The organism is Mameliella sp. MMSF_3455 (assembly GCF_030733205.1).
Classification (GTDB): Bacteria; Pseudomonadota; Alphaproteobacteria; order Rhodobacterales; family Rhodobacteraceae; genus Antarctobacter.
In genome coordinates, this window is record NZ_JASHJL010000029.1 from 13,500 (window position 1) to 39,507 (window position 26,008).

Below are 26,008 nucleotides of genomic sequence, written 5' to 3' on the forward strand. Positions count from 1 at the left end.
TGTCTCCGTTCCAAACTGTCACGGCACCGGCGAGTCGCATGCCCGCCGGTCGGGCAATCTCCCGTTCTTCCTGGCAATGCCCAAGACGGCCCGAGGAAAACGGTTCGCCCATGTCGCACCCTGTCCCGATTGGCTTTCGCGCCGTGACCGGCAATCCGCGAACCGTCAAAGTCTTCAACCCAACTGGCAAGGCGCAAGTCACCGGGCGGACACTTTGCCAACACCTGCCAGCCCCAAGGTTCTGGTTGGACGCCGTGGGGAAACCCTGTAAGAGGGCTGGCGCGACAATCAGAGAAGTGAAAACGATTCAATTGGCGCCTCGGATAGCTACGGGCTCCGCTGGGACGGGGAAACCACCGGCACTCGTTCTTCGGGGCGTTTCGGTACGCCTCGGCGGACCGGCGATCCTGCACGACATCTCCATTGACATCAGAGAGCGCCGCATCGGAATTGTCGGGCGCAACGGCTCTGGCAAGACCACGCTGGCACGGGTGATCGCAGGGCTGCAGGCGCCCGATGGCGGGACGGCGCAGATCGACGGAACCGACATGGCGAAAGACCGTAAGGCGGCGCTGCGCACGGTCGGAATCCTGTTCCAGAACCCCGATCATCAGATCATCTTTCCCACCGTCGAGGAGGAAATCTCCTTTGGTCTGGTTCAAATGGGGCGTAAGCGCGACGCGGCTACGCGGGAGACGCGTAAGATCCTCGAACGGTTCGGCAAGTCCCACTGGGCGGGTGCGGCAACCCATGCCCTGTCCCAGGGGCAAAAGCAGCTCGTCTGCCTGATGGCGGTCCTGGCGATGCGACCGGCGGTGATCGTGCTGGACGAACCCTATTCCGGCCTCGACATTCCCACACGTCTGCAACTCATGCGCTTTGTCGATGAGGTCGAGGCGAGCGTCATTCAGATCACCCACGATCCGGCCAGCGTGCGGCATTTCGAACGCGTGATCTGGCTGGATCGTGGCCGGATCCGTCAGGACGGACCGGCGGCCACGGTTCTGGCCGGGTTCGAACACCAGATGCGCAGATGGGGGGAGCAGGATGATCTCTCTGACCTCTCCGGTTGAGACCTGGGCCCACCGCGTGCCGGCGGGCGTCAAGCTGGCCGCCCTGTCGGCGGCGACCATGGTCCTCTTCGCACTGCCAAGCCCCGAATGGCTGGCCCTCGCGCTGGCCGGGGTGGCTGGGCTGACACTGACCGGCGGCCTGCCCTTTGCCCGCGCGGCGGCCCGCGCGCTGAAGATCCTCCTGCCTTTTCTGCTGCTCATCGCCGTCTGGCATGGCGTCACCGGCCAGGTTGCGGCGGGCCTGGCGGTGGCCCTGCGCCTGCTGGCGGCGCTGGCGCTGGCGAATTTCGTCACGATGACGACGCGGCTCAGCGACATGGTGGCGGTCGCGGCCCTGCTGCTGAGCCCGTTCCGGCGTCTTGGCCTGTCGACCCGTGCGCTGGAACTCTCGGTGGCGCTGGTCGTGCGCTTTACCCCGTCGATCGCGCGCAAGGGGGGGCTGCTGGCCGAAGCCTGGCGCGCCCGCTCGGCCCGGCGCACCGGATGGCAGATCGTCATGCCGCTGGCCGCAACGGCGCTGGACGATGCCGAACATGTCGCTGAGGCGCTGCGCGCCCGCGGCGGCCTCGAAACCACGCAACCCACGGACTAAGGAAACCAAATGGAACGCAATCTTGCCCTGATCGCCCTTTTTGCCGCGCTGATCGCCGCATTGGGCATGGTCCCGAAATTCACGCTGGCCTTCGGCGTGCCGATCACAGCCCAAAGCATGGGCGTGATGCTTTGCGGCACCGTGCTGGGGGCCCGCCGCGGCGCGCTGGCGGTCCTGCTGTTCCTGGCGCTGGTGGCGCTTGGCCTGCCGCTGCTGGCCGGTGGACGCGGAGGCCTCGGCGCCTTTGCGACGCCCTCGGTCGGCTTTCTGATCGGCTTTCCCGTGGCCGCCTTCGTCACCGGCCTGATCGTCGAGCGCTGGCGCGCCAGTCTTGCGGCGGTCGCCGCGGTGGCCTCGCTGGTTGGAGGCGTCTTCGTGCTCTATGCCTTCGGCGTGGTCGGCATGTCAGTGATGCTCGACAAGTCGATCCCGGAGGCGGCGCTGCTTGTCACCGCCTTCATTCCCGGCGACGTCATTAAGGCGGTGCTGGCGGGATTGATCACCGCAGGCCTGGCGAAGTCGCGCCCGTCGAGCGTGCAGTCTCGAGGATGACAGCGGCAGGGGGGCAGCACCTGCTTTCTGCGCGGCGCTCGGTCCGGGGCTTCCTGCCCGACCCGGTGCCGCGTCAGGACATCGAGCGCATCCTGACCGCCGCCCGGACCGCCCCCAGCGGGGCCAACCTGCAGCCTGGCCGGTTTCATGCGCTGACCGGCGGACCGCTTGCGGATCTCTCGCAGGCGTTGGTGGCGGCCGCGGAAAGCGGTCGCCCGCCGGTGGCCGAATATTCCTACTTTCCGCAACCCATGCCGCCGGACCTCAAGGCGAAACAACGGGCGGCGGGTTATGCGCTCTATTCCGCGCTGGGGATAGGACGGCGGGACATCGCCGCGCGCAAGGCGCAGTTCAACGAAAACTACCGTTTCTTTTCCGCCCCTGTCGGCATCGTCGTGACCATCCGTCCGGACATGGGCAAGGGCTGTTTCATGGACCTTGGCATGGCCATGATGGCGCTGATGATCGCGGCCTCCGACCTAGGCTATGCCACTTGCGGCATCGGGGCCTTGGCCAATCATGCAGATATCGCCCATGCCCAGCTTGGCCTGGGCGAGGACGAGATGGTCGTTTGCGGCATGGCGTTGGGACGCGCGGACCCGTTGGCGCCGGTAAACGGCGTGCGGACAGAGCGTGAAGCGCTGTCTGTCTTTGCGACGCTGCGCGGTTTCAACTGACCGACATCAGGACCGCCGTGCCCAGCCCGCCCGCTGCCGCAATTGTGGCCAGCCCGGTGCCGCCCCGCTGCCGGAGTTCATGGAAGAGCCGCACCGCGTTGATCGCGCCCGAGGCCCCCACCGGATGGCCGCGCGCCAGCCCGCCTCCGGCGCGGTTCACGATGCTCGGGTCCAGCCCGGCACCATTGACGCAGGCGATGGCCTGCACGGCGTAGGCCTCCATCACCTCGGCAACCGAGAGCGCCCCGGCGTCCATGCCTGCCCGGTCCAGAACCTTGCGGATCGCCGCAACCGGGGCAAGGCCGGGACGCTCCACGCGCCCGCCCAGCGTCACACCCCCGCGATAGGCAAGCCCGATATCGGGCAACCCGGCAGCGACCCTCTCCGAAACCAGCAGGCAGAACGCCGCGCCATCCGCCGCCACGGCGGCATTGGCGGCCGTGATCGTGCCGCTCAGGCGCGGTGCCCGCGCGGCCAAGCGGGGCGTCAGGTCGCGTGTGAAGGCATCCGCGTGCAACCCGCCAAGGGGTATGATCTCTGCCTCCATCTCCGCCGTCTGTGCCTTGCCGTGACTGTCCACGGCCCAGGCATCCTGCGCCGCGCGGGAAATACCCAGTTCGGCAGACAGCGCCTCGGCGGCATCGTCCATCTCCGGATCGCGCTCTGGCCAGGGCGTGAAGGGAGGACGGTCATAGGCCATTGGCGGGCCGCCTTCGGGGTCGGTCCGCAGGCGCAGGGGCCGCCTGGAATAGGATTCCACACCGCCCGCCGCCACGACCTCCGCCTGCCCCGAAGCGATCAGCGCAGCGCCAATCACCAGCGCGTCAAGCCCGCCGCAACATTGCCGGTCCAGCGTCAGCCCCGCCACCTGGTCCGGCAGACCAGCGGCCAGCGCCACCATGCGGGCTGGGTTGCCCCCGGCCCCGAGCGCGTTGCCCAGGATCACTTCATCGACCTGACATGCCTCCAGCCCCGCCGCCTCGATCACCCGGCGCAACACCGGCGCGCCAAGCTCGTGGAGCTGTAGCCGTGACAGGGCCCCGCCACGTGGTGCCACCGGCGCGCGCAGGGCAGACATGATGCGGACACCGCTCATGCCGGTGGGCCCAGAAGGCGGGCGATGGCGGCAAGGTCGGGCTTGCCGGAAAGGGTCAGCGGAAATTCGTCCAGAACCTGTAGACGGCGTGGCGCGGCAAGCGGGCCAAAGGCCCTGCGGCACCGGACCAGCAGCGCATCGCAAAGCTCTGCCTCCGCCGGCCCGTCGATGACCGCGACAAGATGTGTGCCGCGGCGAGGGTCAGACCGGGGAACAACGGCGCAATGTGTCACCGCCGGATCGCTTAGCAGAAAGGCCTCGATATCCTCGGGAAAGACGTTCTGGTCGGCGATGGTGACCATCCGGTTGCGGCGTCCGGCGACGGTCAGATGGCCCTCCTTGTCGAGCTGCCCCAATTCACCGACCGTGACGAAACCATCCCTTTCGCGTGTTTCTGCGCTGTCACCTTCGGCATAGCCATCAAAAAGGTAAGGGCTGCGCACCCAGATCTCTCCTATGGCCCCCTCCTTGGCGTCGATCCTTATCTCGACACCCGGGTAGGCGCGGCCAACGCTGCCCTCGGGGCCACTGCCATCGCCCCAAGCGACAAAACTGGTCTCGGCGGCACCATAGAACTCACGCAGGTCTGCCTTGGGACACAATGCGGCGATCCGCAGCCACAATTCGGGTGTCAAACGCCCGCCTCCGCAAAGCACATGGCGCAGGCACGGCAACTCGGCCCCTGTTTCGCACAGAAGGCGCAACTGGGTTGGCGTCGCATAGAGGATTGTCGCCTGTGCCGCCTTCACGCCCTGCGCCTGTTGGCGCGGCCTCTGACCAGCGAAGGAATGCAGGTCGGCGCCAAGATGCGCCCCTTCGACCAGGGCATAGAGCGCAAGGGAATGGGCCGGGACGCCCAGGACGGCGTAGCGATCCTCGCTGCCAAGGCTCAGGTGGTTGCGGTTGACCTCGAAACTGGCAATCCAGGAGGCATGGCTGCGCCGGATGGTCTTCGCCGCTCCGGTCGTTCCGCCAGAGCGGCTGTGGAAATACCCCGTGCGTTCTTTGGAAAGGAGACTGACCCCGCATGGTCCGACAGAAAACGCGCGCCCGCTGCGGATGGCTGCGCGCAGGACAACAAGATCCTGCGCCCCGGCCCTGTCCGAATCCTCGCCCTCTCCAACCTGCTGCCCATGCACATACAAACGGGCCTCCGTTGGCCAGCGAAACAGCGCAGTGCTCATGGTTCCGGACCCGGTCGCAGCACTACCGTGGCCTATTTCCGTCATGGAATTTCCTCGTCAAGATCATGGAGTGGTATATGATCGCCAGTTCTTCGTCTGTACTTCGTGGGGGACCAACCGCTCATGGCCGCCAGCCACCACCCTGAATTCAAATAGTTAACCACTCATTGGATTTGGGCAACAAAGCCGACCAGGTCACCGAGATGACCGTCTCGCCCGATGGCAGCGAGATCGCGCTGATCGCGCGCGGCGAGGTCTTCGTCATGTCAACCCGCACCGGCGCAACCCGTCGCGTTACCAGCACGCCGACTCTCGAACGCTACGTCTCCTGGTCCCCGGACGGCCGGAGCCTTGCCTATGCCTCGGAACGGAACGGCACCTGGGACATCGTCGAGGCCCGCCTGACGCGCGACGCCGACACCGGCCTGTCCGGTGCCGTTCCCGTCGAAGAGCGGATCCTGGTCGGCACGGCGGAGGACGAGTTCTCTCCGGTCTATGCGCCGGATGGCGGTCGGATCGCCTATTTCCGGAACCGGACCGAGCTGCGCGTACGACATCGAGGCCGGAACTTCGGTGATCGTCCTGCCCGCAAACGCGTCCAATTCCTATTGTGACGGCGACCGCTCCTTCGCATGGAGCTCCGACGGCCGCTGGCTGGCCGTGATGCTCGGATACGGGTCCCATATGGAAATCGGTGTCGCCGACGCCGCCGGTGCGGTGGAGGGGGTCAACATCAGCCTGAACGGCTTTTCCGACGCAGCGCCCGCGATCAGCGCCGATGGCAAGGTGGTCCTGTGGATGACCGGCCGCTTCGGGCTCCGGGCCGATACCGGACGGATCGAGAGTAGCGACATCTACGCCGCCTTCCTCACCCCCGAAGCCTTCGCGGCCTTCAGCGGCCTCACGGGACAGGACGCGACCGCCCCACAAGACGATGCGGCGAACACCGAAACCGGACCGAACGGGCCGTTTCCCGACCTTTCCGGCATCGAGTATCGCAGCGCACGCCTCAGCCCGTTTTCGGAAAAAATCGCCTATTTCAAGCTCGGGCCGGACAACCGTTCCCTGCTCTACGTCGTCGATCAGCCGAACGGGACGAGTGTCGGGTACCGCAGTCGTGCAGCCGCCGCTGATCGACTCGCGGCTGCACTATGGTGTCCCGGAGATCGGCTTCCGCCTCAACGATGCCGGTTCTTCGAGAACATGGAGGTCCAGCCCGACGTGCTGATCCTGAACAATCCGGAGAGCATCGCCGCAGGGCGTGACCCTCAGCTCGAAGGTGCCGTCGAGACACTACTGGGCCTGGTCGACCGTGGTCGAGAGTAGCCCGCCCTGCCACGCCGAACGATGCCGGAGGCGCGTCTACCGCCACCGGGACAGGCGGATCGGTAGGAAAACCCGGGCAGAGGCACCCCCACCCGGGCAACCCGCTATCGGGAGTTCGACCGACCTGACGCCGTTCCAGGGTGCACGGGCCGGTCAGGCGGAAATGGGAATACAGGCTCTCGGCTACGAACTCGCCTGGCAGCGCGGACTGACCTCCTACTATTACAACGCGCAGACCGGAGCCTGTGTCGAGGTCGTGACGTCAGACGGCCGTTATTCCTCGGTTCGCATGCTGAACTCTGCCGTCTGCACCGACGGCAGGCCCGCATAGACCTTCCGACAGCGTAACCGCCGCCGGTGTTTCACCGGGAAAGCACCGAGCGGGCGAGTCGGTGAATGGGCGCCTGCCGGGGGCCTCCGGCCAAGACAGCGGCGGCCTTTTCAAACGGTTCCGCCGGACATGCGCGACCGATCTAGTCGTCGGCGTCCTTCTCCCGGCACAACGCGCCTGGCGTTCCTCCGGCCACACTCGCGCAGCGCCACAGCAAAGATCGCTCCGGGTGGAAGATGTGTTTCGCATGTCTCCTGTCTTCGTTCACGCCGCGGTGCCCGCGGCAGCTCCAAGGATCGACACCCCGAAAAACATCCAGTCGTTCAGGATGTGCGCACCCGCGGAGACAGCGAGGTTCTTGGTCATGATATACGGCAGAAGGAGCACGATCCGCGCGACCCCCACGCCCATCAGTGCCTGAACGACGTTCCAGTTGTAGGTCGGCAAGTGCGCTGCCGCGAAAAGAACCGCGACAACAAGCGTCGCCACGACGATGGCCCATTTGCGCCCCATTCCTGCAGTTGTCAGCCAGAACAGCAGAGCGAGAAACGGCAGGATCGACATGACCTCCTCGCCGACCAGTTGGATCGCGCTCTGCGAAAAGAAAAGCAGCCGGTCCGTCGCATCCGCCGAGGCGACATTTGCAATCGCCTCGTTGGCAGAGGTGTCGACGAGGCGGATCATGATCATGCCGACCAAAAGCGTGACGATGAGGTTCAGCACGGCGAAGGCGATCATCCAGAGGAAATCCGAGCCGCGAAGCCGCCGGAACAGCGCCGTCCAGGACCGCCCCGCGACGATTGCAAGCGCGGCAAGGGGAATGGCGGAGTATAGCAACGCAATCAGAAAGCGCGCCGGAACGCCGCTCACCAGTCGTGGCCCCTGAGTCAGCACCAGGAACCCGATCACAACGGCAACCATCACCAAAACCCACCCGCCGGTCGAGATCGTCACCGGACAACCGCGGTAAAACGGAAAATCATCATGCTCGCGTTCGAGCCATCGGAACCGTCCGGTGTCTGATATCATCTGCGCCGTATCAGCCATGGGGCGATCCTTCTTTCTTCAATCAACTCATGCGCCGCTGCTGGTGCCCTTCCCGGCGGTCCGTGCGAAGCCGCACTATCACGGCGGCAACAGCGATGACGTCGGTGCCGAATTGAACCGCGAACGCGAATGTCGGCGTTTGGGAGCCGGGTGCGAGAATGGAAAAAGATTGAATTCTACCGCTGCGAACTCCAAGAGACGACGCACCTTCGGTCTCGATGGACGTGAATTTGGAAGCGTCGAGGCACGAACAGTCGACCGATCGCAACGACGCTTCACCGTCATCAGTAACACGTTTTGTCCTTAGCTGGCAGGACTTTTGTGCAAGCTACCAGGTGTTAAGTCACCCCTACACGCTTGGGAGACCGGCTCCAGGCCAAGGCCGGCGTTGGCCGATGGTTCGCCTTCTACAACCACCGGCGGCCCCACGCCGCCCATGGCGAACAGCCGCCCTCCGTGGTCTACTTCAACCAGATCGAAACCGACCAGCAGGGGCAGAGAGTAGCTTAAATCATCCCCAAAACTGTCCAAGGATCGGGGAGTAGTTCAATCTATAGCGTGATCCGCCATGTTCGGAAACGGGCCCGCCCAGTGACCTCGTTGATCAAACCTGTTGATGACCGCTGAGCAGTGATCCGGTAGCCTGATAATTTTCCACTGGGAATTGCCCCATGTGAGCACCTTGCCGCGACGGGTTCGGTCGGGGAGATATGGAGTGATCGACATGGGATTTCTGAGTGTTGTCCGACGTTGGACATTGCGTGACAAAATGCCAATTCGCGAGACGGCCCGGCGCGCCGGGCTGTCTCGCGACACCATCAGAACGTATCTGCGCGAGGGCGCGGTCGAACCGAAGGTCAATCGCCATCACGGCCGAGCAAGCTGGACCCATATGCGGATCGTCTGTCAGCCTGGTTGCTGGCGCAGACGCGGAAGGCGCACAAGGAACGCCTCACCGTGAAGCAGATGCATGCCGATCCGGTGAAGCCTGGTCTTGATGGTTCTTGCGGGCCTGTGGCGGCCTTTGCCCGCGCTTGGCGCGCCGATCGGCATCGAGCGGAGCAGACGACTGGACGCGGCACCTATGTGCCCTTGGTGTGCCAGCCCGGCGAGGCATTCCAGGTCGACCGGAGCGAGGACCGGGCCAATATCGGCGGCGCGCGGACCAAGCTGCAGGTCGCCCATATCAAGCTGTCGCACAGCCGGGCCTTCCTGGTACGGGCCTGTCCGCTTCAGCCCCATGAGATGCCGCTTGACGCCGATTGGCACGCTTTCCGGGTCTTCGGCGGCGTGCCAGCACGGGGCCGTCACTGCCCGCTTCAAGGCCATGGCCAGCCACTATGTCTTTGAGCCCGAGTTCAGCAACCCGGCCGCTGGCCGGGAGAAGGGACGAGTCGGGAAGAACCTGCAGGATGCGCGCAACCGCCTGTGGCAGGTCATGCCTGTCTTCAAAGATCTGGACGAGTTGAACCGGTGGCTGGAGGATCTCTGTCTGGCCCCTTGGGCCGAGACAAACCACCGGGACCTGCCCGGCACGATTGCTGATGCATGGGAAGCGGAGAAGCCGATGCTGATGGGGCTGCCCCCGGCCTTCGATGGGTTTGTCGAGCACAGCAAACGGGTGTCGCCGACGTGCCTGATCACCTTCGAACGCAATCGCTGCAGTGTGCCCGCCAGCTTTGCGAACCGCCGCGTCAGCCTGCATGTCTATCCGGGCCGGCTGGTGGGAGTGGCCGAAGGTCAGGCCGTTTGCCCCTATGACCGCATCGGTGAGCGATCGCACCACAAACCAGGCAGGGTCATTTATGATTGGCGCCATTCTCTGGCGCTGATCCAGCGCAAACCCGGAGCTTTGCGCAACGGCGCGCCGTTCACCGAGATGCCCCGGAGCCTTCCGCCGGCTGCAAGATCACATGTCGCGCAAGGAAGGCGGCGACCGGGAGATGGTCGATATCTTGTCCCTGGTTCTGCATCACGACGAAGACGCCGTTCTGTGCACCGCAGAACCGGCGCTGGAAGCTGGCGGTCCGACCAAGACGCACATCCTGAACCTGCTGCACAGGCTGATCGACAAGAAGCATTCCGACCATCCCGAGGCCGACCCACCGGATGCCCTGGCCCTGGAAACGGCTCCGAAGGCCAACGTCGACCGCCATGACGGCCTGAGACAGGCCGGGGAGACGCGCCATGCGTCATGATCCAGCAGGAGCCTCGATCGTGATCATGCTGCGTAGCCTCAAGCTGCATGGCATGGCGCAAGCCGTCGATGATCTGGTCGCCCGGGGCGCGCCGGCGTTCGAGGCCGCGACGCCGATGGTGTCCCGGCTGCCCAAGGCCGGGACCGCGGAGCGCGAGGTGCGCTCCATTGCCTATCACACAAAGGTGGCCCACTTCCCATCCTGCAAGGACCTCGCAGGCCTTGACTTCAAATCCAGCGAGATCAACGAAGCCACTGTCCGGCAGTTGCAACGCGGCGCGTTCATGGAAAACGCCGAAAACATCGTGCTGATCGGCGGAGCGGGCAGCGGAAAAGCCACATCGCAACGGCGATCGGCGTTCAGGCCATCGAGCATCACGGATGCAAAGTGCGCTTCTGCCCGACCGTGGAACGCGTCAACGCGCTGGAACAGGAAAAGGCACCCGGAAAGGCCGGGAAGACGGCGCAGACGCTCACCAGGGTCGACTTGGTCATTCCCGACGCGCCCGGCGACCTGCCGTTCAGCTCGTCCGGCGGCGCAATGCTGTTCCACCTCCTGAGCAAGCCCTACGAGCGCACCGGCGTGATCATCGCCACCAACCCCGGCTTCAGCGAATGGGCCCAGGGCTTCGGCGATGCAAAGATGACAACCGCACGGATCGACCGGCTCACTCACCGCTGCCACACCATGGAAACCGGCAACGATAGCGACCGCTTCACGGCCAGCCCCGAGGCGGCAAAGAAAAGCGAAAGGAGACAACGACATTGACCACGACATGACCGCTGACAAACAATAAGGGCGGGTCACTTCTCGGTGAAAATACCGGGTCACTGCTCAGCGGAAATCAACAATCACGCCATCCAGACGCTGCGATTGCGCGCTTTCCTCTGGTCGTTCGACGCGTTTCCTGAGGAATATTACGATTTCCTGAACAAGGGCGCGCCTCTACCTAACTGGTCGGAACTATATCCTTCGAACTGGAAGCAGGCTGAGCAGGAAGTGCGGCAAAGAGTTCCGGGAAGCGTCGGCGTGTTCGAAGAGCTTGCCGCGGAACTCGACCAGGCACGCGAAACGTATGCAGGAAACACCATCCTGTTTGGCGGCCCTCCGTGCCAGGCCTATTCGCTCGCGGGCCGCTCACGGATCAAAGGCAAGACCGACTACGTTTCCGCGCCGGATGCGCCAGTGACCGCATTGGGTGCAACCCGTCACTACACGGTAAAAGGCACGCCCACCTAGGTTACCACCAATGACCGGGTGGTGCCGTCTTCGGACAGCAGAATAGTGCGTTGCCCGGTCGACATTCCGATGAGCGTGGCCCCCAGGAGAGAGTGAACCGGGATTTCTCCGGCACGCGTCACAAGGCCGAAACTGAGAACCCCGCATTCGATATCTTTTTCGTCCACCACGCAGGAAATATAGCTGCCAAACTTGGCAACATCGGACGGCGCCGCGCCCTCTAAGGCAACGGCCACCTGCAGTTTCTGATGTAGAATGTCCAGCATGAGTTGGGAGTAGGCGACACTGCTGTTGCGGGCGAAGGTCAGAAATCTCTCGATCCCCAGCCGATCGGCTTTTGTCAGGCGGCACTTGCAATCCCCGCCACCCGCTTCGGGCTTTCCGTGTCGCGGTATCGTTGATCCCGTAACGTCAGGTATGGCCATGTTTCCCCCTGGAGTTGCCTCCGACAATCTCAGAACTTTTCTCGAGATGTCCCCGGGAGATCGCTGCGCATAAAACGCCCACGATCCGCCCGGGGCTAAAGGCGGTTCAGCAGAAGAAACCGGAACTTGATCTGATACCTGACCATGGATTGATCGTTGCTTGCCGCCCGACGAGTGTCAATCCCGGCGCACTGATGACCGCGCTCGCGGCGTGACGGGAAAGCTCCCCCGCGACAGCACCTCTCCCTCTGCATCGACAACGAGACGGAACGCGCGGTCGGCACGATAGAAGGTCATGCGCCAACGTCCTTCGTCTTCGCCCGCCCCGCTCTCGGAGCGGCTGCGGATGAGACCGTTCCGCATCTCCTCCCGGACCTGCTCTTCCGTGATCTCGAAGGCCCGCGCGATGGCGGCTGCTTCCACAACGAACCCGCTGTCGGTTTTGGATACTTCGCTCATCGCACCGTCTCCCATTCCCTGGTCCCGCGCCGATCTCCGCCAGTCTGGCTCTGCGCGGTTTCGACCGATTGCGCTCGACTTAAATAGGTATCTATAATACCACTTGAAGGGCATGCCCCGTCAATACAACTGCGACCAAGGCGCCACACCGATGACCCCTATCCAGACGTCCCCACCGCGCAGCCCCTCCGTGCGACCGGAGATCACCGCCGATCTCGAGGCACGGACCGGGCTCGATGACGCGGTGCTGCGCGAGCTGGTCCATGCCTTCTATGGCAAAATCCGCAACGACCCTGTTCTCGGCCCTATCTTCGCGGCGCGCATCGATGACTGGCCACCGCATCTGGAGCGGATGACATCCTTCTGGTCCTCCGTTGCCTTGATGACAGGCCGCTATCATGGCGCCCCGGTGCCCAAGCACGTCGGCCTGCCGATTGACTGGGGCCATTTCGAGCGGTGGCTCACACTCTTTCGCGAGACCGCAACGGAGATCTGCACACCTGCTGGCGCCGCCCATGTCATCGAGCGGGCCGAACGCATCGCACGGACGCTCAACTTCGCGGTCGAAGATGCCAAAGGCACCGGCATCCCGAAACTGGTTTGAGGCCGGCATGGCGAAGCATTCCGACATCGACATCGCACGCGTTCACGACGAGGCGTCCGGCGCTGACCGTGCGAGGCTGCTGGTGGATCGGATCTGGGCGCGAGGTATCTCGAAGACCGGTCTCGGACACGATGCCTGGCTCAAGGACATCGCGCCGACCACCGAGCTCAGGAAATGGTTCGACCACGATCCGGACAAATGGGGAGAATTCCGCAACCGCTATCTGCACGAATTGGCGGACAACGCGGACGCCGTTGACCGCTGCCTCGCATGGTGCCGAGCAGGCCCCGTCACGCTGCTCTTCGCAGCGAAGGACCGGGAGCACAATCAGGCGGTGGTGCTGCGGGACTATCTGAAGCAGCGCCTCAAGGGGGACACCACATGAGTGCCGATCCGGAGTCCCTTCGCACGCCCCTGTGCGACCTTCTGGGATGCAAGTATCCCGTCATCCTGGCCGGTATGGGAGGCGTCGCGCGTTCCGAACTGGCCGCCGCGGTTGCAAATGCCGGCGGTTTCCCGACACTGGGGATGGTGCGCGAAGCGCCATCACTCATCATCTCGGAAATCGAGGCTTACCGCCGGCTGTCGGACCGCCCTTTTGCCGTCAACCTCATCCCCGCAGCCACCGACCCAGGTCTGCTGGACCAGCAAATCGAAACCTGCCTCGCGATGGAAGTGGCGGTCTTTTCATTCTTTTGGGACGTGGTGCCCGAGGCCGTTGCCCGGGTGAAGGAGGCAGGCGCTCTTCTGCTGCACCAGGTGGGCACGCTGCGCGCGGCACGGGAGGCCGAAGCCGCCGGTGCGGATGTGTTGATCTCACAGGGGCAGGATGCAGGCGGCCACGTGCACGGCCGCACCCCGACATTCGACCTGCTCCGGGCCGTGCTGGACACCACGGCCTTGCCGGTTGTTGCCTCCGGCGGCATCTGCACCGGGCTGGCGCTGGCCGAGGCGTTGGCGATGGGGGCGCAAGGCGTGCAATGCGGCACTGCCTTCCTCGCCACGCAGGAATCCTTCGCCCATGAGTGTCACAAGCGGCGCATTGTCGATGCAGGGCCGCAGGACACGGTCTTGACCGATGGTTTCGTGTTGAACTGGCCCAAGGGGTCGGCTGTGCGCGTCCTGCGCAACAGCGTTACGGATGGCTTCGGCACGGATCTGATGGGCCACGATCCCGACGCGATCCCCCGCGAGATCATCGCCCATGACGGCGACATTCCACGCCTACGCCAGAGCACGGATTCACCGCTGCGCACGACGACGGGCGCGCTGGAGCAGATGCCGCATTACGCCGGTACCGGTTTGGGGGAAATCGTCGGGATCGTGCCAGCCGCGCGCCGGCTGCTCGACCTTTGTACCGAGGCGGCGGCGCTTCGCGGCATCGCGGGACGGGCGCAGGCTCCAGGCGAGGGCGCAGCATGACCATCCTACTTCTTCTCATCCCCGTGACGCTGGCGATGGGCACTGTCGGACTCGGCGCGTTCTTCTGGGCGATGAGACACGACCAATTTGACGATCCGGACGGGGATGCCCGCCGGATCCTCCAGACGGAGGACCGTCCGCTGCCACCAAGACATAGAACCGACCGGGAGGTTGCCAGATGATGGAGCGGTTGACAGGTGCCGAACGCCAGATCGCATTGATGATTTGTGTCGTCATGGCGATTGTCGGGCTGGTAATGGCCGCAGCGGGTCGTGGCGATCCGATGGGGAGTCACGGCGCGATCGTTCTGATTGCGGCCGGTATCGTGACCTGCTTCGTCCTGCGTGCGATTGGCGAGCCCGAACCGGCCGAGGACCGCACGACCAGCTACTACGACGACCCGACCAAGGCCGGGCTCGTGATCGCCCTGTTCTGGGCCGTCGTCGGTATGGGCATGGGGGTTTGGGTCGCGGCGCAACTTGCCTGGCCCGATCTGCGCTTCGACGCGGCGTGGTCGAGCTTTGGCCGCATCCGCCCCGTTCACACATCGGGGGTGATCTTTGGTTTCGGTGGCAATGCCCTCATCGCCACGTCCTATCACGTCATGCAACGCACCAGCCGGGCTCGGCTCGCCGGACATGTCTCACCGTGGTTCGTGCTGCTGGGGTTCAACCTCTTCTGTATTGTCGCCGCCTCGGGCTACCTGATGGGCGTTACCCAGTCCAAGGAATACGCCGAGCCGGAATGGTATGCCGACATCTGGCTGGTGATCGTCTGGGTCGTCTACTTCGTGCTCTACATTCGTACGCTGGCGCGCCGCAACGAGCCGCATATATACGTCGCCAACTGGTATTACCTCGCCTTCATCCTGGTCGTGGCGATCCTGCACATCGTCAACAACCTCGCCGTCCCCGCCAGCCTGACAGGAGCAAAGAGCTACTCGGCCTTCGCGGGCGTCCAGGATGCGATGACGCAATGGTGGTATGGCCACAACGCGGTCGCCTTCTTCCTGACCGCAGGTTTCCTCGGCATGCTCTACTACTTCCTGCCCAAGCGGGCGGAGCGGCCGATCTACTCCTACCGCCTGTCGATCCTGTCGTTCTGGGGCATTGTGTTCTTCTACATCTGGGCCGGCTCGCACCACCTGCACTACACCGCCCTGCCGCAATGGGTGCAGACGCTGGGCATGACCTTTTCGGTCATGCTGCTGGTGCCCTCCTGGGCCAGTGCGGGCAACGCGTTGATGACGCTGAACGGCGCCTGGCACAAGGTGCGCGACGATGCCACGCTGCGCTTCATGATGGTGGCGGCGGTGTTCTACGGGCTGTCCACCTTCGAAGGCTCATTCATGGCAGTGCGTGCGGTGAACTCACTATCGCATTATACCGACTGGACCGTGGGCCACGTCCATGCGGGCGCGATGGGCTGGGTGGCGCTGATCACCTTCGGCTCGATCTACTCTGTCGTTCCGCTGCTGTGGAAGCGCGAGACGATGTATTCCTGGAAGCTGGTGGAATGGCACTTCTGGCTCGCGCTGGCGGGCACGGTGATCTACGTCTTCGCGATGTGGAACAGCGGCATCGTCCAGGGGCTGATGTGGCGCACCTACACCGACAGCGGCACGCTGGCCTATTCCTTCACCGACACGCTGGTCGCGATGCACCCCTATTACGTCGCACGGGCCTGCGGCGGGGCGCTGTTCCTGACCGGCGCGATCCTGGCTGCCTACAACGTCTACATGACGATCCGGCACGCCCCTGAAAAACGCCCGGAACGCGACTACCCGACTTCGTCCGAGGCGACCGAACCCGCCGTCCCGGCAGCGGAGTGACCCGATGTTTCGCAAGATCCTCTCCCCATTCGCCCGCCTGTTCGAGTTCCACGCCCGGACCCACTACCGCACCGAGCGGCACTCGATGGCCCTGACCCTCGGGATCATCGTCGCCGCCGGGGTGGGCGGTTTCGTGGAAATCGCGCCGCTCTTCACCATCGACGAAACGGTCGAGGCCGCACCGGACATGCGGCTCTACACACCTCTGGAACAGGCCGGGCGCGACATCTACATCCGCGAGGGCTGCTATGCCTGTCACAGCCAGATGATCCGCACGCTTCAGGACGAGGTGGACCGCTACGGGCCCTACTCGCTGGCGGTGGAATCGCAGTACGATCACCCGATGCTCTGGGGCTCCAAGCGGACCGGGCCGGACCTCGCCCGGCTGGGCAACAAGTATTCCGACGACTGGCACGTGCGCCACCTCGTCGATCCGCGCGCGGTGGTGCCGGAATCGGTGATGCCGCAATACGCCTTCCTGCTGGACAGGACGCTCGAGACAGAGAGCCTGCCGGACCGTCTTGCGGCACTGCGGGCAGTGGGCGTGCCCTACAGCGACGAACAGATCGACAATGCCGATGCCGACGCCCGCGGCCAGGCGCGGCCCGACACCGACGCGGCCGACGGCGTAAGCAAGCGATATGGCGACGCGACCAGCGTCCGCCACTTCGACGGACAGCGGGATCGCGTCACGGAGATGGATGCCCTGGTGGCCTACCTTCAGATCCTTGGCGGGCTCACGGATGCCGCCTTCGCAAATCAGCCACCAGGGGAGGACTGACAGGATGGACCTCACGCACGACCTGACCTCGGTGATCGCCAAGTCCTTCGGGCTGTTCTACCTCATCGCCCTGTCGGTGGGGATCACCGTCTACGCCTATTGGCCGTCGCTGGGCAAACGCTTCGACAAGGCCGCGAACAGTATCCTGGATGACGAGGACGGGCCATGTCGGTAAAGGAACGCGACCCACTGACCGGTCACCAGACCACGGGCCACGAATGGAACGGCATCACCGAGCTGAACACCCGCGTTCCACGGGCGGTGTGGTTCTTCATCATCGTCACGCATATCTGGGCGCTGGTCTACTGGGTGCTCATGCCGGCCTGGCCTCTGGTGAATACCTTTACCCGCGGGCTGCTGGGCATCGACCAACAGGTACAGGTGGATAAGCGCGTGGCGGCGGCAGACGCCACCCGAAGCCTCTGGGCGGACCGGATCGCCGCGCTTTCTCTGGACGAGATCCGCGACGACCCGGTTCTGGTGTCCCACGTCGACCAGACCGCACCCGCACTCTTCGGCGACAATTGCGCGGCCTGCCACGGAAGCCGCGCCGAAGGCGGCCCCGGTTATCCCTCCCTTGTCGATGACGCCTGGCTTTGGGGTGGCGACGACGAGACGATCCTCGAAACCCTGCGTGTCGGCATCAATGCCCCGCATCCCGACACGCGCTATGCCGAGATGCCGGCCTTTGGCCGTGATGGCATGCTCGACCGGGACCAGATCCGCGTCGTGGCGGGCTATGTGCAGTCGCTGGCGGGCCTCCACAGCGGCGCCCCGCCCGAACGGCTGGAAGAAGGCGCCGCGCTCTTCGCCGACAATTGCGCAAGCTGCCACGGCGAGGACGGCACGGGCATGCACGACCTCGGCGCCCCGAACCTCACTGACAGCCACTGGATCTACGGTGGCTCCGATGAGGCTCTGTTCGAGACGATCTATGGTGGCCGACAGGGCTGGATGCCCGCATGGGAAAACCGCCTGACCGAAGCGCAGCGCAAGATGCTTGCCATCTACATCACGTCGCTGGCTGACGAGGGCCCGGAATGACCATTGAACGCCCCCGAGTTCTGGCGATCTCCGCCGCATTTCTGGTGGTGGCCGTCTTCGCCGCCGCCAAAATCCATCTCGTCTCTGTCTCGCTGTCGTCGCAACCGAGCTGCGTTGAAACCGCCAAGGAAGGCGCCGGCACCTACCGCCCGGCGAAACCGTCATGCTGAGCCAGAACAACGCCCCGCCGCCTCCCGACAATCCGCACGCCGGGGGCGTCATTCCGAAGGTGGTCCCACCCCTAGCGCGCCCGAGCCCGCACGCCCGCGATCTGCCGTGGCGCACCGCCTTCACATGGCTGCGGGCCGGGTGGCGCGATCTCTGGACCCACCCGCTTCCGAGTCTGGTCTACGGCCTCGGCGTTTTCCTCGTCTCGGTCGCCGTGGTCTGGTTCCTGTTCCACCTGGAGTTCGACTATGCCCTGTTCCCGGCGCTGGCGGGCTTCATGGTGGTCGGGCCGCTGATCGCCGGCGGGCTCTACGAGAAAAGCCGGCGACTGGAGGCGGGCGAACCGGTCGGCCTCGCGCCGATGCTCTTCGTCCGGCTTCGATCCGGCCGTGCCGGTGTCTTCATGGGGGTCATGCTTCTGGGGCTGTTCCTGCTGTGGATGCGCGCGGCGGTCCTCATCTATGCGCTGTTCTTCGGCATGGTGGCCTTTCCCGGCACCGAGGAGATCGTTCCGATGCTTTTCCTGACTCCCACTGGCTGGGCCCTGTTGCTGATCGGCTCTGCCGTCGGTGCGCTCTTCGCCGCCTTCTCATTCGCCATCAGCGTGTTCGCCTTTCCGATGCTGCTGACAGAACGGACCGACGCGCTTTCTGCGCTCGGGATCAGCATGGCGATGGTCTGGAACAACCTCGCGGTGATGATTGCCTGGGGCGCCATCGTGGTGGCGCTGTTCGTCTTATGTCTGCTCACCGCCGGGCTGGGGCTGATCCTGGTGTTTCCGCTGCTGGGACACGCGACGTGGCATTGCTACCGTGCCATCCGCTCCGACGATGCCGCCGCGCATGAAGATGACCGCATGTTCATTCGCCCGGCCTGATCCTCCAACGGCGAAGTTGCAGAAGCCTGCGACCTGATGCGAGACCGGCCGCGGCAAGACAAATCTCCTGGCCATCGCCAGTGCTGCACCCGAAACCCATTGTCGTCGGCGTCAGACCAAATGCAGCGCAGCTTACACTCACCGCGCCCACACCCGCACAACATCCCCTTCGACGTCATCCTGCGCGAGAACGGTTTGCACAACGGTCGAGGATCGAATAGCTGACTGGAAAATGGGCACTCGTGATGCCGATGCACACATTTTCCGCACCCAGCCAACACTCCCCCTTGATGCGACGAGGCACATGAACAATATCGACGAAAAGCTCCAACCGATCCTTGCCGAAGTGGCGCGGCGTAACGCGGGCGAGCCGGAATTTCACCAGGCCGTGCACGAGGTGATGGAAAGCCTCGGGCGCGTCGTGGCAAAGCACCCTGATTATCTCGAACAAGCGCTCATCGAACGGATCTGCGAACCCGAGCGCCAGATTATCTTTCGCATCCCTTGGGTTGACGACCAGGGGAATGTCCAGATCAATCGAGGATTTCGCGTCCAGTTCAACTCGTCCCTCGGCCCCTACAAGGGGGGGATGCGCTTCCATCCGTCTGTCAATCTGGGGATCGTCAAGTTCCTGGGCTTCGAGCAGACTTTCAAGAATGCCCTGACCGGTCTGCCGATCGGTGGCGGAAAAGGCGGATCGGATTTCGACCCCAAGAACAAATCCGATGGCGAGATCATGCGCTTCTGTCAATCGCTCATGACCGAACTGCACCGCCACCTGGGCGAGCAGACGGATGTGCCGGCCGGTGACATCGGCGTTGGCGGACGTGAAATCGGATACATGTTCGGGCAATACAAGCGCCTGACCAACCGTTATGAATCGGGCGTGTTTACCGGCAAGGACATCGCCTACGGCGGATCCCGAGCCAGGACAGAGGCAACCGGCTTCGGCAACACGTATTTTACCAAGGCGATGCTTGAAACGCGCCAGACCGACTTCGATGGCAAGCGCGTTGTGGTATCGGGTTCGGGCAATGTTGCCATCCATACCATCGAAAAAGTGCAATCCTTTGGGGGCATGGTCATCGCCTGTTCGGATTCCAGCGGTTACGTCATAGATGAAGCCGGGATTGACCTTGCCCTGCTTCAGGAGGTCAAATCCGTGCGCCGCGAGCGCATTTCGGAGTATGCCCGGCTACGTGGGAACGGAGCCCGTTTCATTCCTGTCGGAAAGGGCTCTGTCTGGGATCTACCCTGTGACGTGGCAATGCCCTCGGCCACCCAGAACGAACTGACGGGCAAGGACGCGAAATCACTGGTCAAGAACGGCGTTCTGGCGGTTGGCGAAGGCGCGAACATGCCCTGCACCCCCGAAGCGATCCGCATCCTGCGTGAGGCCGGCATCCTGTTCGGGCCAGGCAAGGCTGCGAACGCGGGGGGCGTTGCAACCTCGGCACTGGAAATGCAGCAGAACGCCAGCCGTGATCGCTGGAGCTTTGAGCAGACCGAACAGCGGCTGGCTCAGATCATGAAAAGCATCCACGACAGATGCGCCGAAACTGCCGATGAATATGGCGCGCCCGGTGACTACGTCCTGGGCGCGAACATCGCCGGTTTCGAGCGGGTTGCGAAAGCCATGCGGATGCTGGGCGTGATCTGAGCCGATCACCTCGGTCATCGAAAAACGAGGGCGATCTCTTCCTTGCTCAGAAGCATCCATCCACCGGGGGGCAGCGTGTCGGGCAGGCAGAGATCGCCCAAGCGTTCACGTCGCAGAGCTTCGACGAAATTTCCGGTGGCGGCGAACATGCGGCGAACCTGGTGGTATCGGCCCTCGGTCACGGTGATCAGGGCTTCGGTTTCCGAGATTATGTCCAGCACCGCCGGCGCCAGGGGTTTGTCATCGCCTCTGAGCGTGAGTGTGCCCGACGCAAACAGTGCGATTTCCGTGCCGTCGAGTGGACGGGCAAGCGTGGCGCGGTAGGTTTTGCTGAGCCGGCTTCTGGGGCTGCTGATACGGTGCAGAAGGTCACCGTCGTCGGTCAGAAGCAAAAGGCCTGAGGTCTGTTTGTCCAAACGCCCGATGGTCGAAATTGCGGGCTTGCGGCGTCGCCAGCGCGCAGGCAGCCTGTCATAGACAAGTTCGCCTGCCTCCTTGTGCGAACAGGTCACGCCCAAGGGTTTGTTCATCATGACGACCAGGCCGGCAAGCGGATCAAGCGGCTTGCCCGCGACCGTCATGCGGCGGGGCAGATCCGCGCTGACAGGGATGCGGATGGAGGCGTCCAGGATCTCAGCCTGATCGAAGACAATGCCACCAACCCGCGCCAGCCGCGCGATGTCCTTGCGCGCACCATATCCCATCGAGGACAGGAACTTGTCTACACGTGTGAATGAACTGCTGGACAAATCCGGTGATCCTCGTAAGCGAAATGCACCACGCCGGGCTCTTGCGGCTCTATCGCCATGATCGGCCCCATCCGGAAAGTCCAGTTTGAATGCTGGAGAATGACCGGTCTTCGGTCCATCGGGACGATGGTTTCGGGAACCGGAGGGTGATAGCCCAGAGCGCCATGGGCTCGCTTGGTGTTGCGGTGTTTCCTTCTTCGCTCGATCGGAGCCAGCGCTTGGCTGGGGCTACAGAAGAGTCCTCCGCTGAACATTTTTTCGCCGGACCGGGCATTGAAGCTCGCGCAGCACAGGTTTTCCCAAGGTAAGCCCGGTTCGGCGTAGGCCGTCCCGGCTACGCTGGCCGAATCCAGTGCCTGACAGCCTCGACGGTTCCCTCAATCGCGAAGCGCGCGCCGCAACCTCTTGCGCTCTTCGAAGTCCTCGGTGACGTCGCGCATGATCGCCGCGACCGCCTGCAAGTCACCGTCCTCGTCGCGCAACGGGACGATGGAGAACTGGATCGAGATTTGCGCTCCGTCCTTCCGGATTGCAGGAACAGACAGAAGATCGCCTGCGCCATATTTGGTTTGACCGGTCCGCATGGTGGCCTCGTAGCCGATCCAGTGTCGCTCACGCAGTCGCTCCGGCGTGATGATGTCCAATGACTGGCCAAGCGCCTCCCCCTCTGCAAAGCCGAATATCCGCTCGGCGCCCCCGTTCCAGACGCGGATGATGCCTTTGCGGTCGGCGACCACCAGCGCATCGGGCATGCCCTCGAACAATTTTCGCGCAATCTGGTCCCAGTCCATCGTTAGCCTCCGACTTCGGTCCCACGCTCGGTGAGTATGACATCCATCGGAATATCGTGGGGCTGCGGATAGATTGTGGGTAGCTGCGCCGCGGCGAGTCCCACACCGATGCTGAAGGGGCGCGGTGACAGCGCCGCCAGGGTTCGATCGAAATACCCTCCACCATAGCCAAGGCGATAACCCTCGCTGTCCCAGCCCATGAGAGGCGCGAGAACGACGTCCGGCATCACCTCCGGCGCGTCCCGTGGCGGCACGGGAATGTTCCAGTGTCCGCGCTCCATCCGGGTCTCCGGAGTCCATAGGCGGAACACCAGGGGCGCCGCCCGCGTCTCCACCAAAGGCAGGGCGATGCGGCGGCCAGACGCGTGCATCTCGGTCATCAGAGGTCGCAGGTCCGGCTCGTCCTTGATCGGCCAATAGAAGGCGGCGACCCCGTCGCCCGCCCCGGCAGAGTGCCCTGCAAACAATTTCTTCAGTCCTGCCATCAGCGCTTCACCTGTTGCTTTACTCTGGGACGAGGAAAGCGTCCGACGCGCCTCGCGAAGCCGCTTGCGTTCCGCCGTGCGCCACCGGGCCACGTCGCGCTCTTGTTCGGGATCTACGGTCAAGGGATCGAAATACCCAGGATCGACCTCTGCCGCCATGCAGGGTGGCGAGGCAAAGTTTCCCTCATTCTTGAAGCTGTTGGACCCATTGCCCATGTCCACCCCCCAAACTTCAGGTATAGTCATTCTCGCGGCAGGAGCCGCGTCTCCGCGCCGGGACTATTCACTTCTCTGGATAAGCGCCATATTAGGATAATCGCCATAATAGGCACTGTAAATACCACTTCATGGATGGCAGATGCGCCTTACCTCATTCACCGACTACGGACTCCGCATGCTGATGCGCCTTGCCAGCGCGCCGGACCGGGCTTTTTCCACTGCTGATCTCGCCGAGGAATTCCAGCTTTCCCGCAACCATCTCATTAAGATCATGCAGAAACTCGGCCGGGCCGGACTGGTGCAGACACGTCGTGGGGGCGGCGGCGGTGCTACCCTGGCCCACGCCCCCGAGGAAATCCGGCTGGGGGACGTGGTGCGAGTGTTGGAAGAGGGTCAGGCACTTGTCGAATGCCTCCAACCGAACGGCGGGGATTGCACCATCGACGGATGCTGTAGCCTGAAGACCCGGCTTCGGGTGGCCGAGATGGCCTTTATCGAGAACCTCAACCGCTCGACCCTTGCCGATGTTGCCCTCCCCGCACCGGAACCCGTCTGACGCGGCATCATGACGCCATGTTGGCGCAGGTTAACTGAGACGGCGCGTTACACGCGCTTCCTTTCCGCAGATCGGTCCGCTACTCGACGCATCAGACCGGCTCCACGGTTTCGATCTTCATAACGCGGACAATGACAGTATTGCCGTCCTCTTTCTTCAGGGGCTCTTCCTGGTGTCTTGACATGCCCAAGAGAGTTGCGCCCAGCAGAGATCCCACCGGAATGCGGCCCGGCCGTTCTACTACGCTCATGGTCAAAATGCCTTTCCGTACTGAACCAGTGCTTTCAGCATAAGTAATGCGTTTCATAGGCAATGCGATTTGGTCGATGCCTTTGCCAGCCGCTTTCCCGGCCGTTCTCATCTTGTAGCGCAGGATGCCCTCTACAAGACGCGGCATGTTCTGTGCCGCGGGGTCATCTCGGGACAGCAGCCACTCGATGTCGGTGCGGTCAGAAGGCCGAAGAAAGAACTCGGCATCGTTGAGGTGTTTTTCAGGCGTGGTGTCGTAAGCATAGCTGTTCGGCACCCGCACATGTTGTGCGTCGGTCATGTTTGTCTCCCAGGGGCTGATCTCAGCAGACCCGATGTCTCTATCAAAATGTTCGAGAAATCCCCGGGTGGCCGTGAACGCGGTTAAGCGCTCGCCGCCCGGGCAGGGAGGCGGTTCAGAAGCAGAAACCGGAAAAGGTTTTCGTTCGTAACCATGCGATCAACCTATGCAACAAATGGATTCTGTCAATCGTCACTGCCATGGTGCGGCGAAGTGGCACCACTATGAGAGTCAGTTCTCACTGCTGCGCGACGATAAACCGAGGTCTTTGATCTCCTTTTGAGGGGCGTCATCCATGAGCCTCGTCCGCCTCTGATGGCGTCAGTGCCAGAAGGTCGCAGGCTACGCCGTGCTCTTGATAAACGCACGCGGATTGCCGATATCTCAGTCATGACCATGTTCAGTCTTCATACGAGGTTCCTGCTCAACGCAGGAAACACACTGAACCGCCGGTAACCCCGGGCGGGATCAGGCCGCTTGCCGGTCCGCGTCTCGGGGTCTTCTCGATCTCTTACAGATCAGTCGAAGTGACAAACGCGCCAATCTGGCCGGACGATCACGCCTGTGCGGGTCGCCAGCTGACGTGGAGCGTGCGTCTCGGTTCAGTTTCCTCGTCATGGAGCATGACATGCACCCCCACGTCTTCAAATCCAATACCCATCACTTCCCACTCCCTCGAACGGCCAGTCAGCGCAGCCGCAAACCCGGAGCGTTTCGACGTTGGCTCCGGACCGCATTTCACCACTGGCAACGCCGGAAGATGATCGAAACTCTTCGAGGCATGGACGATCGCCTGCTGCGCGACATCGGAATTGATCGCAGTGATATCCCGCGCGTCGTCGATGGTCTCGCGGATCGCGAACTGAGCATGCGTCCAGTTTCTTCGGATGTGCAGGTCGATGCCCGGTGGCGCGGCGGCCGAACGGCATAGCCGGTCCTATTCTCGAGAATGCGCACCACTGGACTGCAGGGGTGCGCAGCCTTCGCCGTGTCGTGGCTCTCTATGGAGCTATGGAAAGGAGTGACAAAATGATGATTTGCAAGGCAGATTTCGAAGAACTGTTTCCGGAGCTTTTCCGGCCAAGTGACATGGAGAGGTCGGTCGCCGAGCCGGGCGCCAAATGCCTGGCGCGACGGGAAGACGATGGTGGTCGCACGGCATCGGCAAACATCATCCCGCTGCGACACCGCCGGCCGGTCCAGGAAGGTCGACGTGACTCGATCTTCGAGACGGGCCGGCGGTGACCCCCTGTCGTCGAAGTCCGCCTCGTGGACCTCGTCAACAATTCGCCTTCTTCACCTTCGCGGGATCTTTGCATCCTTGTCCGTTCCAGAACCGGCCCGCTCGCGAGGATTGACAGGGTGCGCCCAAAGACTAAGGTCTCCTCATGGTCACGCACGAAAACCTTTTCCGGTTTCTGCTTCTGAACCGCCCGGGTCCCCGGGCGGTCTGCGCATAAGCGCGTCTTCGACCACCCGGGGCTTTCTCACATCCTTTCATCTGAGAACGCGGGCTTCACCGCTCCGGGAGACACATCATGACTATTACCAGGATCACCCACCTGCCTGCCGGCAGTGACTTTCGATCGCTCTTTGAACGCTCCGCTGTCGAGACAGGCTTTCTTCTCACCGTCGACGACCGGCTCGGTATCGAGCGCCTGCTCCGCCATCGCGGAACCAGGAATGCGCCAAACCCCCCTCTTCTAAATGGACTGCTGCGTCACAAGCTGCGGATCTCGCGCGGAACCCCCGAGCCGGCCTCGCCTGATCTCGTCGTGGCCGGATCCCATGTCACCTACATGATCAGCGGTGAGGGCGCTCGCAGCGGCGTGCTTTCCATGAACCCCGCACCGGTCCCGGGACATATCCTCGTTGCCTCATTGCTTGGAGCCACCCTGATCGGAATGCGAAAGCTGCAGAAGGTTCCGCTCCTGCGGGACGACGGTCAGATCGAAGTCGTTGTCGTACTGGACGTGAGTCCATCTTCGGACGACGCCGCGGCCTGATGCTTTGATCCGTCCATGACGGGTCGGGGACTATGACCACCCAAAATTCACTCACAGCACAAGTAG

General features: G+C 63.4%; 33 protein-coding genes and 2 pseudogenes. 25 read left to right on the forward strand and 10 right to left on the reverse strand.

The window, feature by feature from the left end:
* The first annotated feature begins 296 nt into the window (after positions 1 to 296).
* Genes RBB42_RS18950 through RBB42_RS18965 form a run of 4 tightly spaced genes read left to right on the forward strand, consistent with a single transcriptional unit; the run spans position 297 to position 2,894 of the window.
* A complete protein-coding gene (locus RBB42_RS18950) occupies positions 297 to 1,073 on the forward strand; it encodes an energy-coupling factor ABC transporter ATP-binding protein (protein ID WP_305971230.1) in 777 nt (258 codons plus the stop codon).
* Positions 1,048 to 1,665 carry an energy-coupling factor transporter transmembrane component T family protein gene (locus tag RBB42_RS18955; protein WP_305971231.1) on the forward strand — a complete coding sequence of 206 codons (618 nt, stop codon included), beginning with the start codon at positions 1,048 to 1,050 and terminating at the stop codon, positions 1,663 to 1,665. Before RBB42_RS18950 ends, RBB42_RS18955 begins: the two co-directional genes overlap by 26 nt.
* A gap of 9 nt (positions 1,666 to 1,674) precedes the next feature.
* Positions 1,675 to 2,217 (forward strand): biotin transporter BioY, encoded by a 543-nt coding sequence (locus RBB42_RS18960; RefSeq protein WP_305971232.1) that lies wholly within the window; start codon positions 1,675 to 1,677, stop codon positions 2,215 to 2,217.
* A complete protein-coding gene (locus RBB42_RS18965) occupies positions 2,214 to 2,894 on the forward strand; it encodes a nitroreductase (protein WP_305971233.1) in 681 nt (226 codons plus the stop codon). The genes RBB42_RS18960 and RBB42_RS18965 overlap by 4 nt, the downstream gene beginning before the upstream one ends.
* On the opposite strand, the gene RBB42_RS18970 is transcribed toward RBB42_RS18965, so the two are convergent.
* Entirely contained in the window at positions 2,887 to 3,990 is a 1,104-nt protein-coding gene (locus RBB42_RS18970) for a thiolase family protein (RefSeq protein WP_305971234.1), read from the reverse strand. The genes RBB42_RS18965 and RBB42_RS18970 overlap by 8 nt on opposite strands.
* Complete coding sequence (locus tag RBB42_RS18975) at positions 3,987 to 5,174, reverse strand: AMP-binding protein (protein ID WP_305971235.1); 1,188 nt, start codon at positions 5,172 to 5,174, stop codon at positions 3,987 to 3,989. Before RBB42_RS18975 ends, RBB42_RS18970 begins: the two co-directional genes overlap by 4 nt.
* A 167-nt stretch (positions 5,175 to 5,341) precedes the next feature.
* Between RBB42_RS18975 and RBB42_RS18980 the strand changes: the two genes are divergently transcribed.
* From RBB42_RS18980 to RBB42_RS18990, 3 genes are all read left to right on the forward strand, one after another.
* The gene (locus RBB42_RS18980) at positions 5,342 to 5,788 is read left to right on the forward strand and encodes a PD40 domain-containing protein (protein ID WP_043146567.1); all 447 of its coding nucleotides are present in this window, start codon (positions 5,342 to 5,344) and stop codon (positions 5,786 to 5,788) included.
* Positions 5,748 to 6,500: a PD40 domain-containing protein gene (locus tag RBB42_RS18985; protein WP_043146568.1), complete on the forward strand. Its 753-nt coding sequence runs from the start codon at positions 5,748 to 5,750 to the stop codon at positions 6,498 to 6,500. Before RBB42_RS18980 ends, RBB42_RS18985 begins: the two co-directional genes overlap by 41 nt.
* A gap of 163 nt (positions 6,501 to 6,663) precedes the next feature.
* On the forward strand, positions 6,664 to 6,831 hold the full coding sequence (locus RBB42_RS18990; protein ID WP_223306323.1) for a hypothetical protein: 168 nt from the start codon (positions 6,664 to 6,666) through the stop codon (positions 6,829 to 6,831).
* A gap of 264 nt (positions 6,832 to 7,095) precedes the next feature.
* Here the strand turns inward: RBB42_RS18990 and RBB42_RS18995 are convergent, their stop codons facing one another.
* Entirely contained in the window at positions 7,096 to 7,878 is a 783-nt protein-coding gene (locus RBB42_RS18995; RefSeq protein ID WP_043146569.1) for a CPBP family glutamic-type intramembrane protease, read from the reverse strand.
* Between the two features lie 357 nt (positions 7,879 to 8,235).
* On the opposite strand from RBB42_RS18995, the gene RBB42_RS19000 reads away from it, so the two are divergent.
* The 4 genes and pseudogenes from RBB42_RS19000 (at position 8,236) to RBB42_RS19015 (ending at position 11,315) form a co-directional block, all read left to right on the forward strand.
* The gene (locus tag RBB42_RS19000; protein ID WP_305971237.1) at positions 8,236 to 8,388 is read left to right on the forward strand and encodes an integrase core domain-containing protein; all 153 of its coding nucleotides are present in this window, start codon (positions 8,236 to 8,238) and stop codon (positions 8,386 to 8,388) included.
* Positions 8,389 to 8,602: 214 nt separating this feature from the next.
* Positions 8,603 to 10,076 (forward strand): annotated as a pseudogene (locus RBB42_RS19005) (IS21/IS408/IS1162 family transposase).
* Positions 10,077 to 10,128: 52 nt separating this feature from the next.
* Positions 10,129 to 10,844: pseudogene (locus RBB42_RS19010) on the forward strand (ATP-binding protein).
* A gap of 45 nt (positions 10,845 to 10,889) precedes the next feature.
* The gene (locus RBB42_RS19015; RefSeq protein ID WP_190285500.1) at positions 10,890 to 11,315 is read left to right on the forward strand and encodes a hypothetical protein; all 426 of its coding nucleotides are present in this window, start codon (positions 10,890 to 10,892) and stop codon (positions 11,313 to 11,315) included.
* Here the strand turns inward: RBB42_RS19015 and RBB42_RS19020 are convergent.
* Together RBB42_RS19020 and RBB42_RS19025 are read right to left on the reverse strand one after the other, a co-directional pair.
* Positions 11,312 to 11,740 (reverse strand): hypothetical protein, encoded by a 429-nt coding sequence (locus RBB42_RS19020; protein ID WP_305971238.1) that lies wholly within the window; start codon positions 11,738 to 11,740, stop codon positions 11,312 to 11,314. The two genes, RBB42_RS19015 and RBB42_RS19020, sit on opposite strands and share 4 nt — an antisense overlap.
* A gap of 177 nt (positions 11,741 to 11,917) precedes the next feature.
* Positions 11,918 to 12,199 (reverse strand): DUF6522 family protein, encoded by a 282-nt coding sequence (locus tag RBB42_RS19025; RefSeq protein WP_043146603.1) that lies wholly within the window; start codon positions 12,197 to 12,199, stop codon positions 11,918 to 11,920.
* A gap of 112 nt (positions 12,200 to 12,311) precedes the next feature.
* On the opposite strand from RBB42_RS19025, the gene RBB42_RS19030 reads away from it, so the two are divergent.
* The 11 genes from RBB42_RS19030 to gdhA all read left to right on the forward strand — a co-directional run bounded on the left by RBB42_RS19030 (position 12,312) and on the right by gdhA (position 20,586).
* Positions 12,312 to 12,803: a group III truncated hemoglobin gene (locus tag RBB42_RS19030; protein WP_305971248.1), complete on the forward strand. Its 492-nt coding sequence runs from the start codon at positions 12,312 to 12,314 to the stop codon at positions 12,801 to 12,803.
* 7 nt (positions 12,804 to 12,810) lie between these two features.
* Complete coding sequence (locus RBB42_RS19035; RefSeq protein WP_043146572.1) at positions 12,811 to 13,188, forward strand: DUF488 domain-containing protein; 378 nt, start codon at positions 12,811 to 12,813, stop codon at positions 13,186 to 13,188.
* A complete protein-coding gene (locus RBB42_RS19040) occupies positions 13,185 to 14,225 on the forward strand; it encodes an NAD(P)H-dependent flavin oxidoreductase (protein ID WP_305971239.1) in 1,041 nt (346 codons plus the stop codon). Before RBB42_RS19035 ends, RBB42_RS19040 begins: the two co-directional genes overlap by 4 nt.
* On the forward strand, positions 14,222 to 14,407 hold the full coding sequence (gene ccoS / locus RBB42_RS19045; protein ID WP_043146573.1) for a cbb3-type cytochrome oxidase assembly protein CcoS: 186 nt from the start codon (positions 14,222 to 14,224) through the stop codon (positions 14,405 to 14,407). The genes RBB42_RS19040 and ccoS overlap by 4 nt, the downstream gene beginning before the upstream one ends.
* The gene (gene ccoN, locus RBB42_RS19050; RefSeq protein ID WP_043146574.1) at positions 14,404 to 16,056 is read left to right on the forward strand and encodes a cytochrome-c oxidase, cbb3-type subunit I; all 1,653 of its coding nucleotides are present in this window, start codon (positions 14,404 to 14,406) and stop codon (positions 16,054 to 16,056) included. Before ccoS ends, ccoN begins: the two co-directional genes overlap by 4 nt.
* A gap of 4 nt (positions 16,057 to 16,060) precedes the next feature.
* Positions 16,061 to 16,837: a cytochrome-c oxidase, cbb3-type subunit II gene (gene ccoO / locus RBB42_RS19055; RefSeq protein WP_052244879.1), complete on the forward strand. Its 777-nt coding sequence runs from the start codon at positions 16,061 to 16,063 to the stop codon at positions 16,835 to 16,837.
* A 4-nt stretch (positions 16,838 to 16,841) separates the two neighbouring features.
* Positions 16,842 to 17,012: a cbb3-type cytochrome c oxidase subunit 3 gene (locus RBB42_RS19060; RefSeq protein WP_069086739.1), complete on the forward strand. Its 171-nt coding sequence runs from the start codon at positions 16,842 to 16,844 to the stop codon at positions 17,010 to 17,012.
* The gene (gene ccoP / locus RBB42_RS19065; RefSeq protein ID WP_043146575.1) at positions 17,003 to 17,881 is read left to right on the forward strand and encodes a cytochrome-c oxidase, cbb3-type subunit III; all 879 of its coding nucleotides are present in this window, start codon (positions 17,003 to 17,005) and stop codon (positions 17,879 to 17,881) included. The genes RBB42_RS19060 and ccoP overlap by 10 nt, the downstream gene beginning before the upstream one ends.
* Positions 17,878 to 18,051, forward strand: a complete 174-nt coding sequence (locus RBB42_RS19070) for a hypothetical protein (protein ID WP_190285501.1) — start codon at positions 17,878 to 17,880, stop codon at positions 18,049 to 18,051. The genes ccoP and RBB42_RS19070 overlap by 4 nt, the downstream gene beginning before the upstream one ends.
* Complete coding sequence (locus RBB42_RS19075) at positions 18,045 to 18,926, forward strand: DUF2189 domain-containing protein (protein ID WP_052244880.1); 882 nt, start codon at positions 18,045 to 18,047, stop codon at positions 18,924 to 18,926. Before RBB42_RS19070 ends, RBB42_RS19075 begins: the two co-directional genes overlap by 7 nt.
* A gap of 304 nt (positions 18,927 to 19,230) precedes the next feature.
* The gene (gene gdhA / locus RBB42_RS19080) at positions 19,231 to 20,586 is read left to right on the forward strand and encodes an NADP-specific glutamate dehydrogenase (RefSeq protein WP_043146576.1); all 1,356 of its coding nucleotides are present in this window, start codon (positions 19,231 to 19,233) and stop codon (positions 20,584 to 20,586) included.
* A gap of 14 nt (positions 20,587 to 20,600) precedes the next feature.
* On the opposite strand, the gene RBB42_RS19085 is transcribed toward gdhA, so the two are convergent.
* The 4 genes from RBB42_RS19085 to RBB42_RS19095 are packed head-to-tail and all read right to left on the reverse strand — an operon-like array spanning position 20,601 to position 22,857.
* Entirely contained in the window at positions 20,601 to 21,335 is a 735-nt protein-coding gene (locus RBB42_RS19085; RefSeq protein WP_043146577.1) for a pseudouridine synthase, read from the reverse strand.
* Entirely contained in the window at positions 21,308 to 21,688 is a 381-nt protein-coding gene (locus tag RBB42_RS28150) for an integrase core domain-containing protein (protein ID WP_371931752.1), read from the reverse strand. Before RBB42_RS28150 ends, RBB42_RS19085 begins: the two co-directional genes overlap by 28 nt.
* A gap of 24 nt (positions 21,689 to 21,712) precedes the next feature.
* Positions 21,713 to 22,126: a PAS domain-containing protein gene (locus tag RBB42_RS19090; protein WP_043146578.1), complete on the reverse strand. Its 414-nt coding sequence runs from the start codon at positions 22,124 to 22,126 to the stop codon at positions 21,713 to 21,715.
* A gap of 2 nt (positions 22,127 to 22,128) precedes the next feature.
* Positions 22,129 to 22,857 (reverse strand): 5-formyltetrahydrofolate cyclo-ligase, encoded by a 729-nt coding sequence (locus RBB42_RS19095; RefSeq protein WP_305971240.1) that lies wholly within the window; start codon positions 22,855 to 22,857, stop codon positions 22,129 to 22,131.
* A 112-nt stretch (positions 22,858 to 22,969) separates the two neighbouring features.
* On the opposite strand from RBB42_RS19095, the gene RBB42_RS19100 reads away from it, so the two are divergent.
* Entirely contained in the window at positions 22,970 to 23,386 is a 417-nt protein-coding gene (locus RBB42_RS19100; protein ID WP_043146580.1) for an RrF2 family transcriptional regulator, read from the forward strand.
* Positions 23,387 to 23,477: 91 nt separating this feature from the next.
* Here RBB42_RS19100 and RBB42_RS19105 read toward each other — a convergent pair whose 3' ends face one another.
* Positions 23,478 to 23,936, reverse strand: a complete 459-nt coding sequence (locus RBB42_RS19105; protein WP_043146581.1) for a hypothetical protein — start codon at positions 23,934 to 23,936, stop codon at positions 23,478 to 23,480.
* A gap of 628 nt (positions 23,937 to 24,564) precedes the next feature.
* Between RBB42_RS19105 and RBB42_RS19110 the strand changes: the two genes are divergently transcribed.
* The gene (locus tag RBB42_RS19110; protein WP_223306325.1) at positions 24,565 to 24,867 is read left to right on the forward strand and encodes a DUF1127 domain-containing protein; all 303 of its coding nucleotides are present in this window, start codon (positions 24,565 to 24,567) and stop codon (positions 24,865 to 24,867) included.
* Positions 24,868 to 25,474: 607 nt separating this feature from the next.
* Positions 25,475 to 25,942, forward strand: a complete 468-nt coding sequence (locus tag RBB42_RS19115) for a hypothetical protein (RefSeq protein WP_043146583.1) — start codon at positions 25,475 to 25,477, stop codon at positions 25,940 to 25,942.
* The last annotated feature ends 66 nt before the right edge of the window (positions 25,943 to 26,008 follow it).

What these genes read in the sequence shown, in the direction of transcription:
- RBB42_RS18955 (WP_305971231.1), top strand. Translation starts at nt 1,048, where the DNA reads ATGATCTCTCTGACCTCTCCGGTTGAGACCTGGGCCCACCGCGTGCCG.
- RBB42_RS18960 (WP_305971232.1), top strand. Translation starts at nt 1,675, where the DNA reads ATGGAACGCAATCTTGCCCTGATCGCCCTTTTTGCCGCGCTGATCGCC.
- RBB42_RS18965 (WP_305971233.1), top strand. Translation starts at nt 2,214, where the DNA reads ATGACAGCGGCAGGGGGGCAGCACCTGCTTTCTGCGCGGCGCTCGGTC.
- RBB42_RS18970 (WP_305971234.1), bottom strand. Translation starts at nt 3,990, where the DNA reads ATGAGCGGTGTCCGCATCATGTCTGCCCTGCGCGCGCCGGTGGCACCA.
- RBB42_RS18975 (WP_305971235.1), bottom strand. Translation starts at nt 5,174, where the DNA reads ATGAGCACTGCGCTGTTTCGCTGGCCAACGGAGGCCCGTTTGTATGTG.
- RBB42_RS18990 (WP_223306323.1), top strand. Translation starts at nt 6,664, where the DNA reads ATGGGAATACAGGCTCTCGGCTACGAACTCGCCTGGCAGCGCGGACTG.
- RBB42_RS18995 (WP_043146569.1), bottom strand. Translation starts at nt 7,878, where the DNA reads ATGGCTGATACGGCGCAGATGATATCAGACACCGGACGGTTCCGATGG.
- RBB42_RS19020 (WP_305971238.1), bottom strand. Translation starts at nt 11,740, where the DNA reads ATGGCCATACCTGACGTTACGGGATCAACGATACCGCGACACGGAAAG.
- RBB42_RS19025 (WP_043146603.1), bottom strand. Translation starts at nt 12,199, where the DNA reads ATGAGCGAAGTATCCAAAACCGACAGCGGGTTCGTTGTGGAAGCAGCC.
- RBB42_RS19030 (WP_305971248.1), top strand. Translation starts at nt 12,312, where the DNA reads ATGCCCCGTCAATACAACTGCGACCAAGGCGCCACACCGATGACCCCT.
- RBB42_RS19035 (WP_043146572.1), top strand. Translation starts at nt 12,811, where the DNA reads ATGGCGAAGCATTCCGACATCGACATCGCACGCGTTCACGACGAGGCG.
- RBB42_RS19040 (WP_305971239.1), top strand. Translation starts at nt 13,185, where the DNA reads ATGAGTGCCGATCCGGAGTCCCTTCGCACGCCCCTGTGCGACCTTCTG.
- ccoS (WP_043146573.1), top strand. Translation starts at nt 14,222, where the DNA reads ATGACCATCCTACTTCTTCTCATCCCCGTGACGCTGGCGATGGGCACT.
- ccoN (WP_043146574.1), top strand. Translation starts at nt 14,404, where the DNA reads ATGATGGAGCGGTTGACAGGTGCCGAACGCCAGATCGCATTGATGATT.
- ccoO (WP_052244879.1), top strand. Translation starts at nt 16,061, where the DNA reads ATGTTTCGCAAGATCCTCTCCCCATTCGCCCGCCTGTTCGAGTTCCAC.
- RBB42_RS19060 (WP_069086739.1), top strand. Translation starts at nt 16,842, where the DNA reads ATGGACCTCACGCACGACCTGACCTCGGTGATCGCCAAGTCCTTCGGG.
- ccoP (WP_043146575.1), top strand. Translation starts at nt 17,003, where the DNA reads ATGTCGGTAAAGGAACGCGACCCACTGACCGGTCACCAGACCACGGGC.
- RBB42_RS19070 (WP_190285501.1), top strand. Translation starts at nt 17,878, where the DNA reads ATGACCATTGAACGCCCCCGAGTTCTGGCGATCTCCGCCGCATTTCTG.
- RBB42_RS19075 (WP_052244880.1), top strand. Translation starts at nt 18,045, where the DNA reads ATGCTGAGCCAGAACAACGCCCCGCCGCCTCCCGACAATCCGCACGCC.
- gdhA (WP_043146576.1), top strand. Translation starts at nt 19,231, where the DNA reads ATGAACAATATCGACGAAAAGCTCCAACCGATCCTTGCCGAAGTGGCG.
- RBB42_RS19090 (WP_043146578.1), bottom strand. Translation starts at nt 22,126, where the DNA reads ATGGACTGGGACCAGATTGCGCGAAAATTGTTCGAGGGCATGCCCGAT.
- RBB42_RS19095 (WP_305971240.1), bottom strand. Translation starts at nt 22,857, where the DNA reads ATGACTATACCTGAAGTTTGGGGGGTGGACATGGGCAATGGGTCCAAC.
- RBB42_RS19100 (WP_043146580.1), top strand. Translation starts at nt 22,970, where the DNA reads ATGCGCCTTACCTCATTCACCGACTACGGACTCCGCATGCTGATGCGC.
- RBB42_RS19105 (WP_043146581.1), bottom strand. Translation starts at nt 23,936, where the DNA reads ATGACCGACGCACAACATGTGCGGGTGCCGAACAGCTATGCTTACGAC.
- RBB42_RS19110 (WP_223306325.1), top strand. Translation starts at nt 24,565, where the DNA reads ATGCACCCCCACGTCTTCAAATCCAATACCCATCACTTCCCACTCCCT.
- RBB42_RS19115 (WP_043146583.1), top strand. Translation starts at nt 25,475, where the DNA reads ATGACTATTACCAGGATCACCCACCTGCCTGCCGGCAGTGACTTTCGA.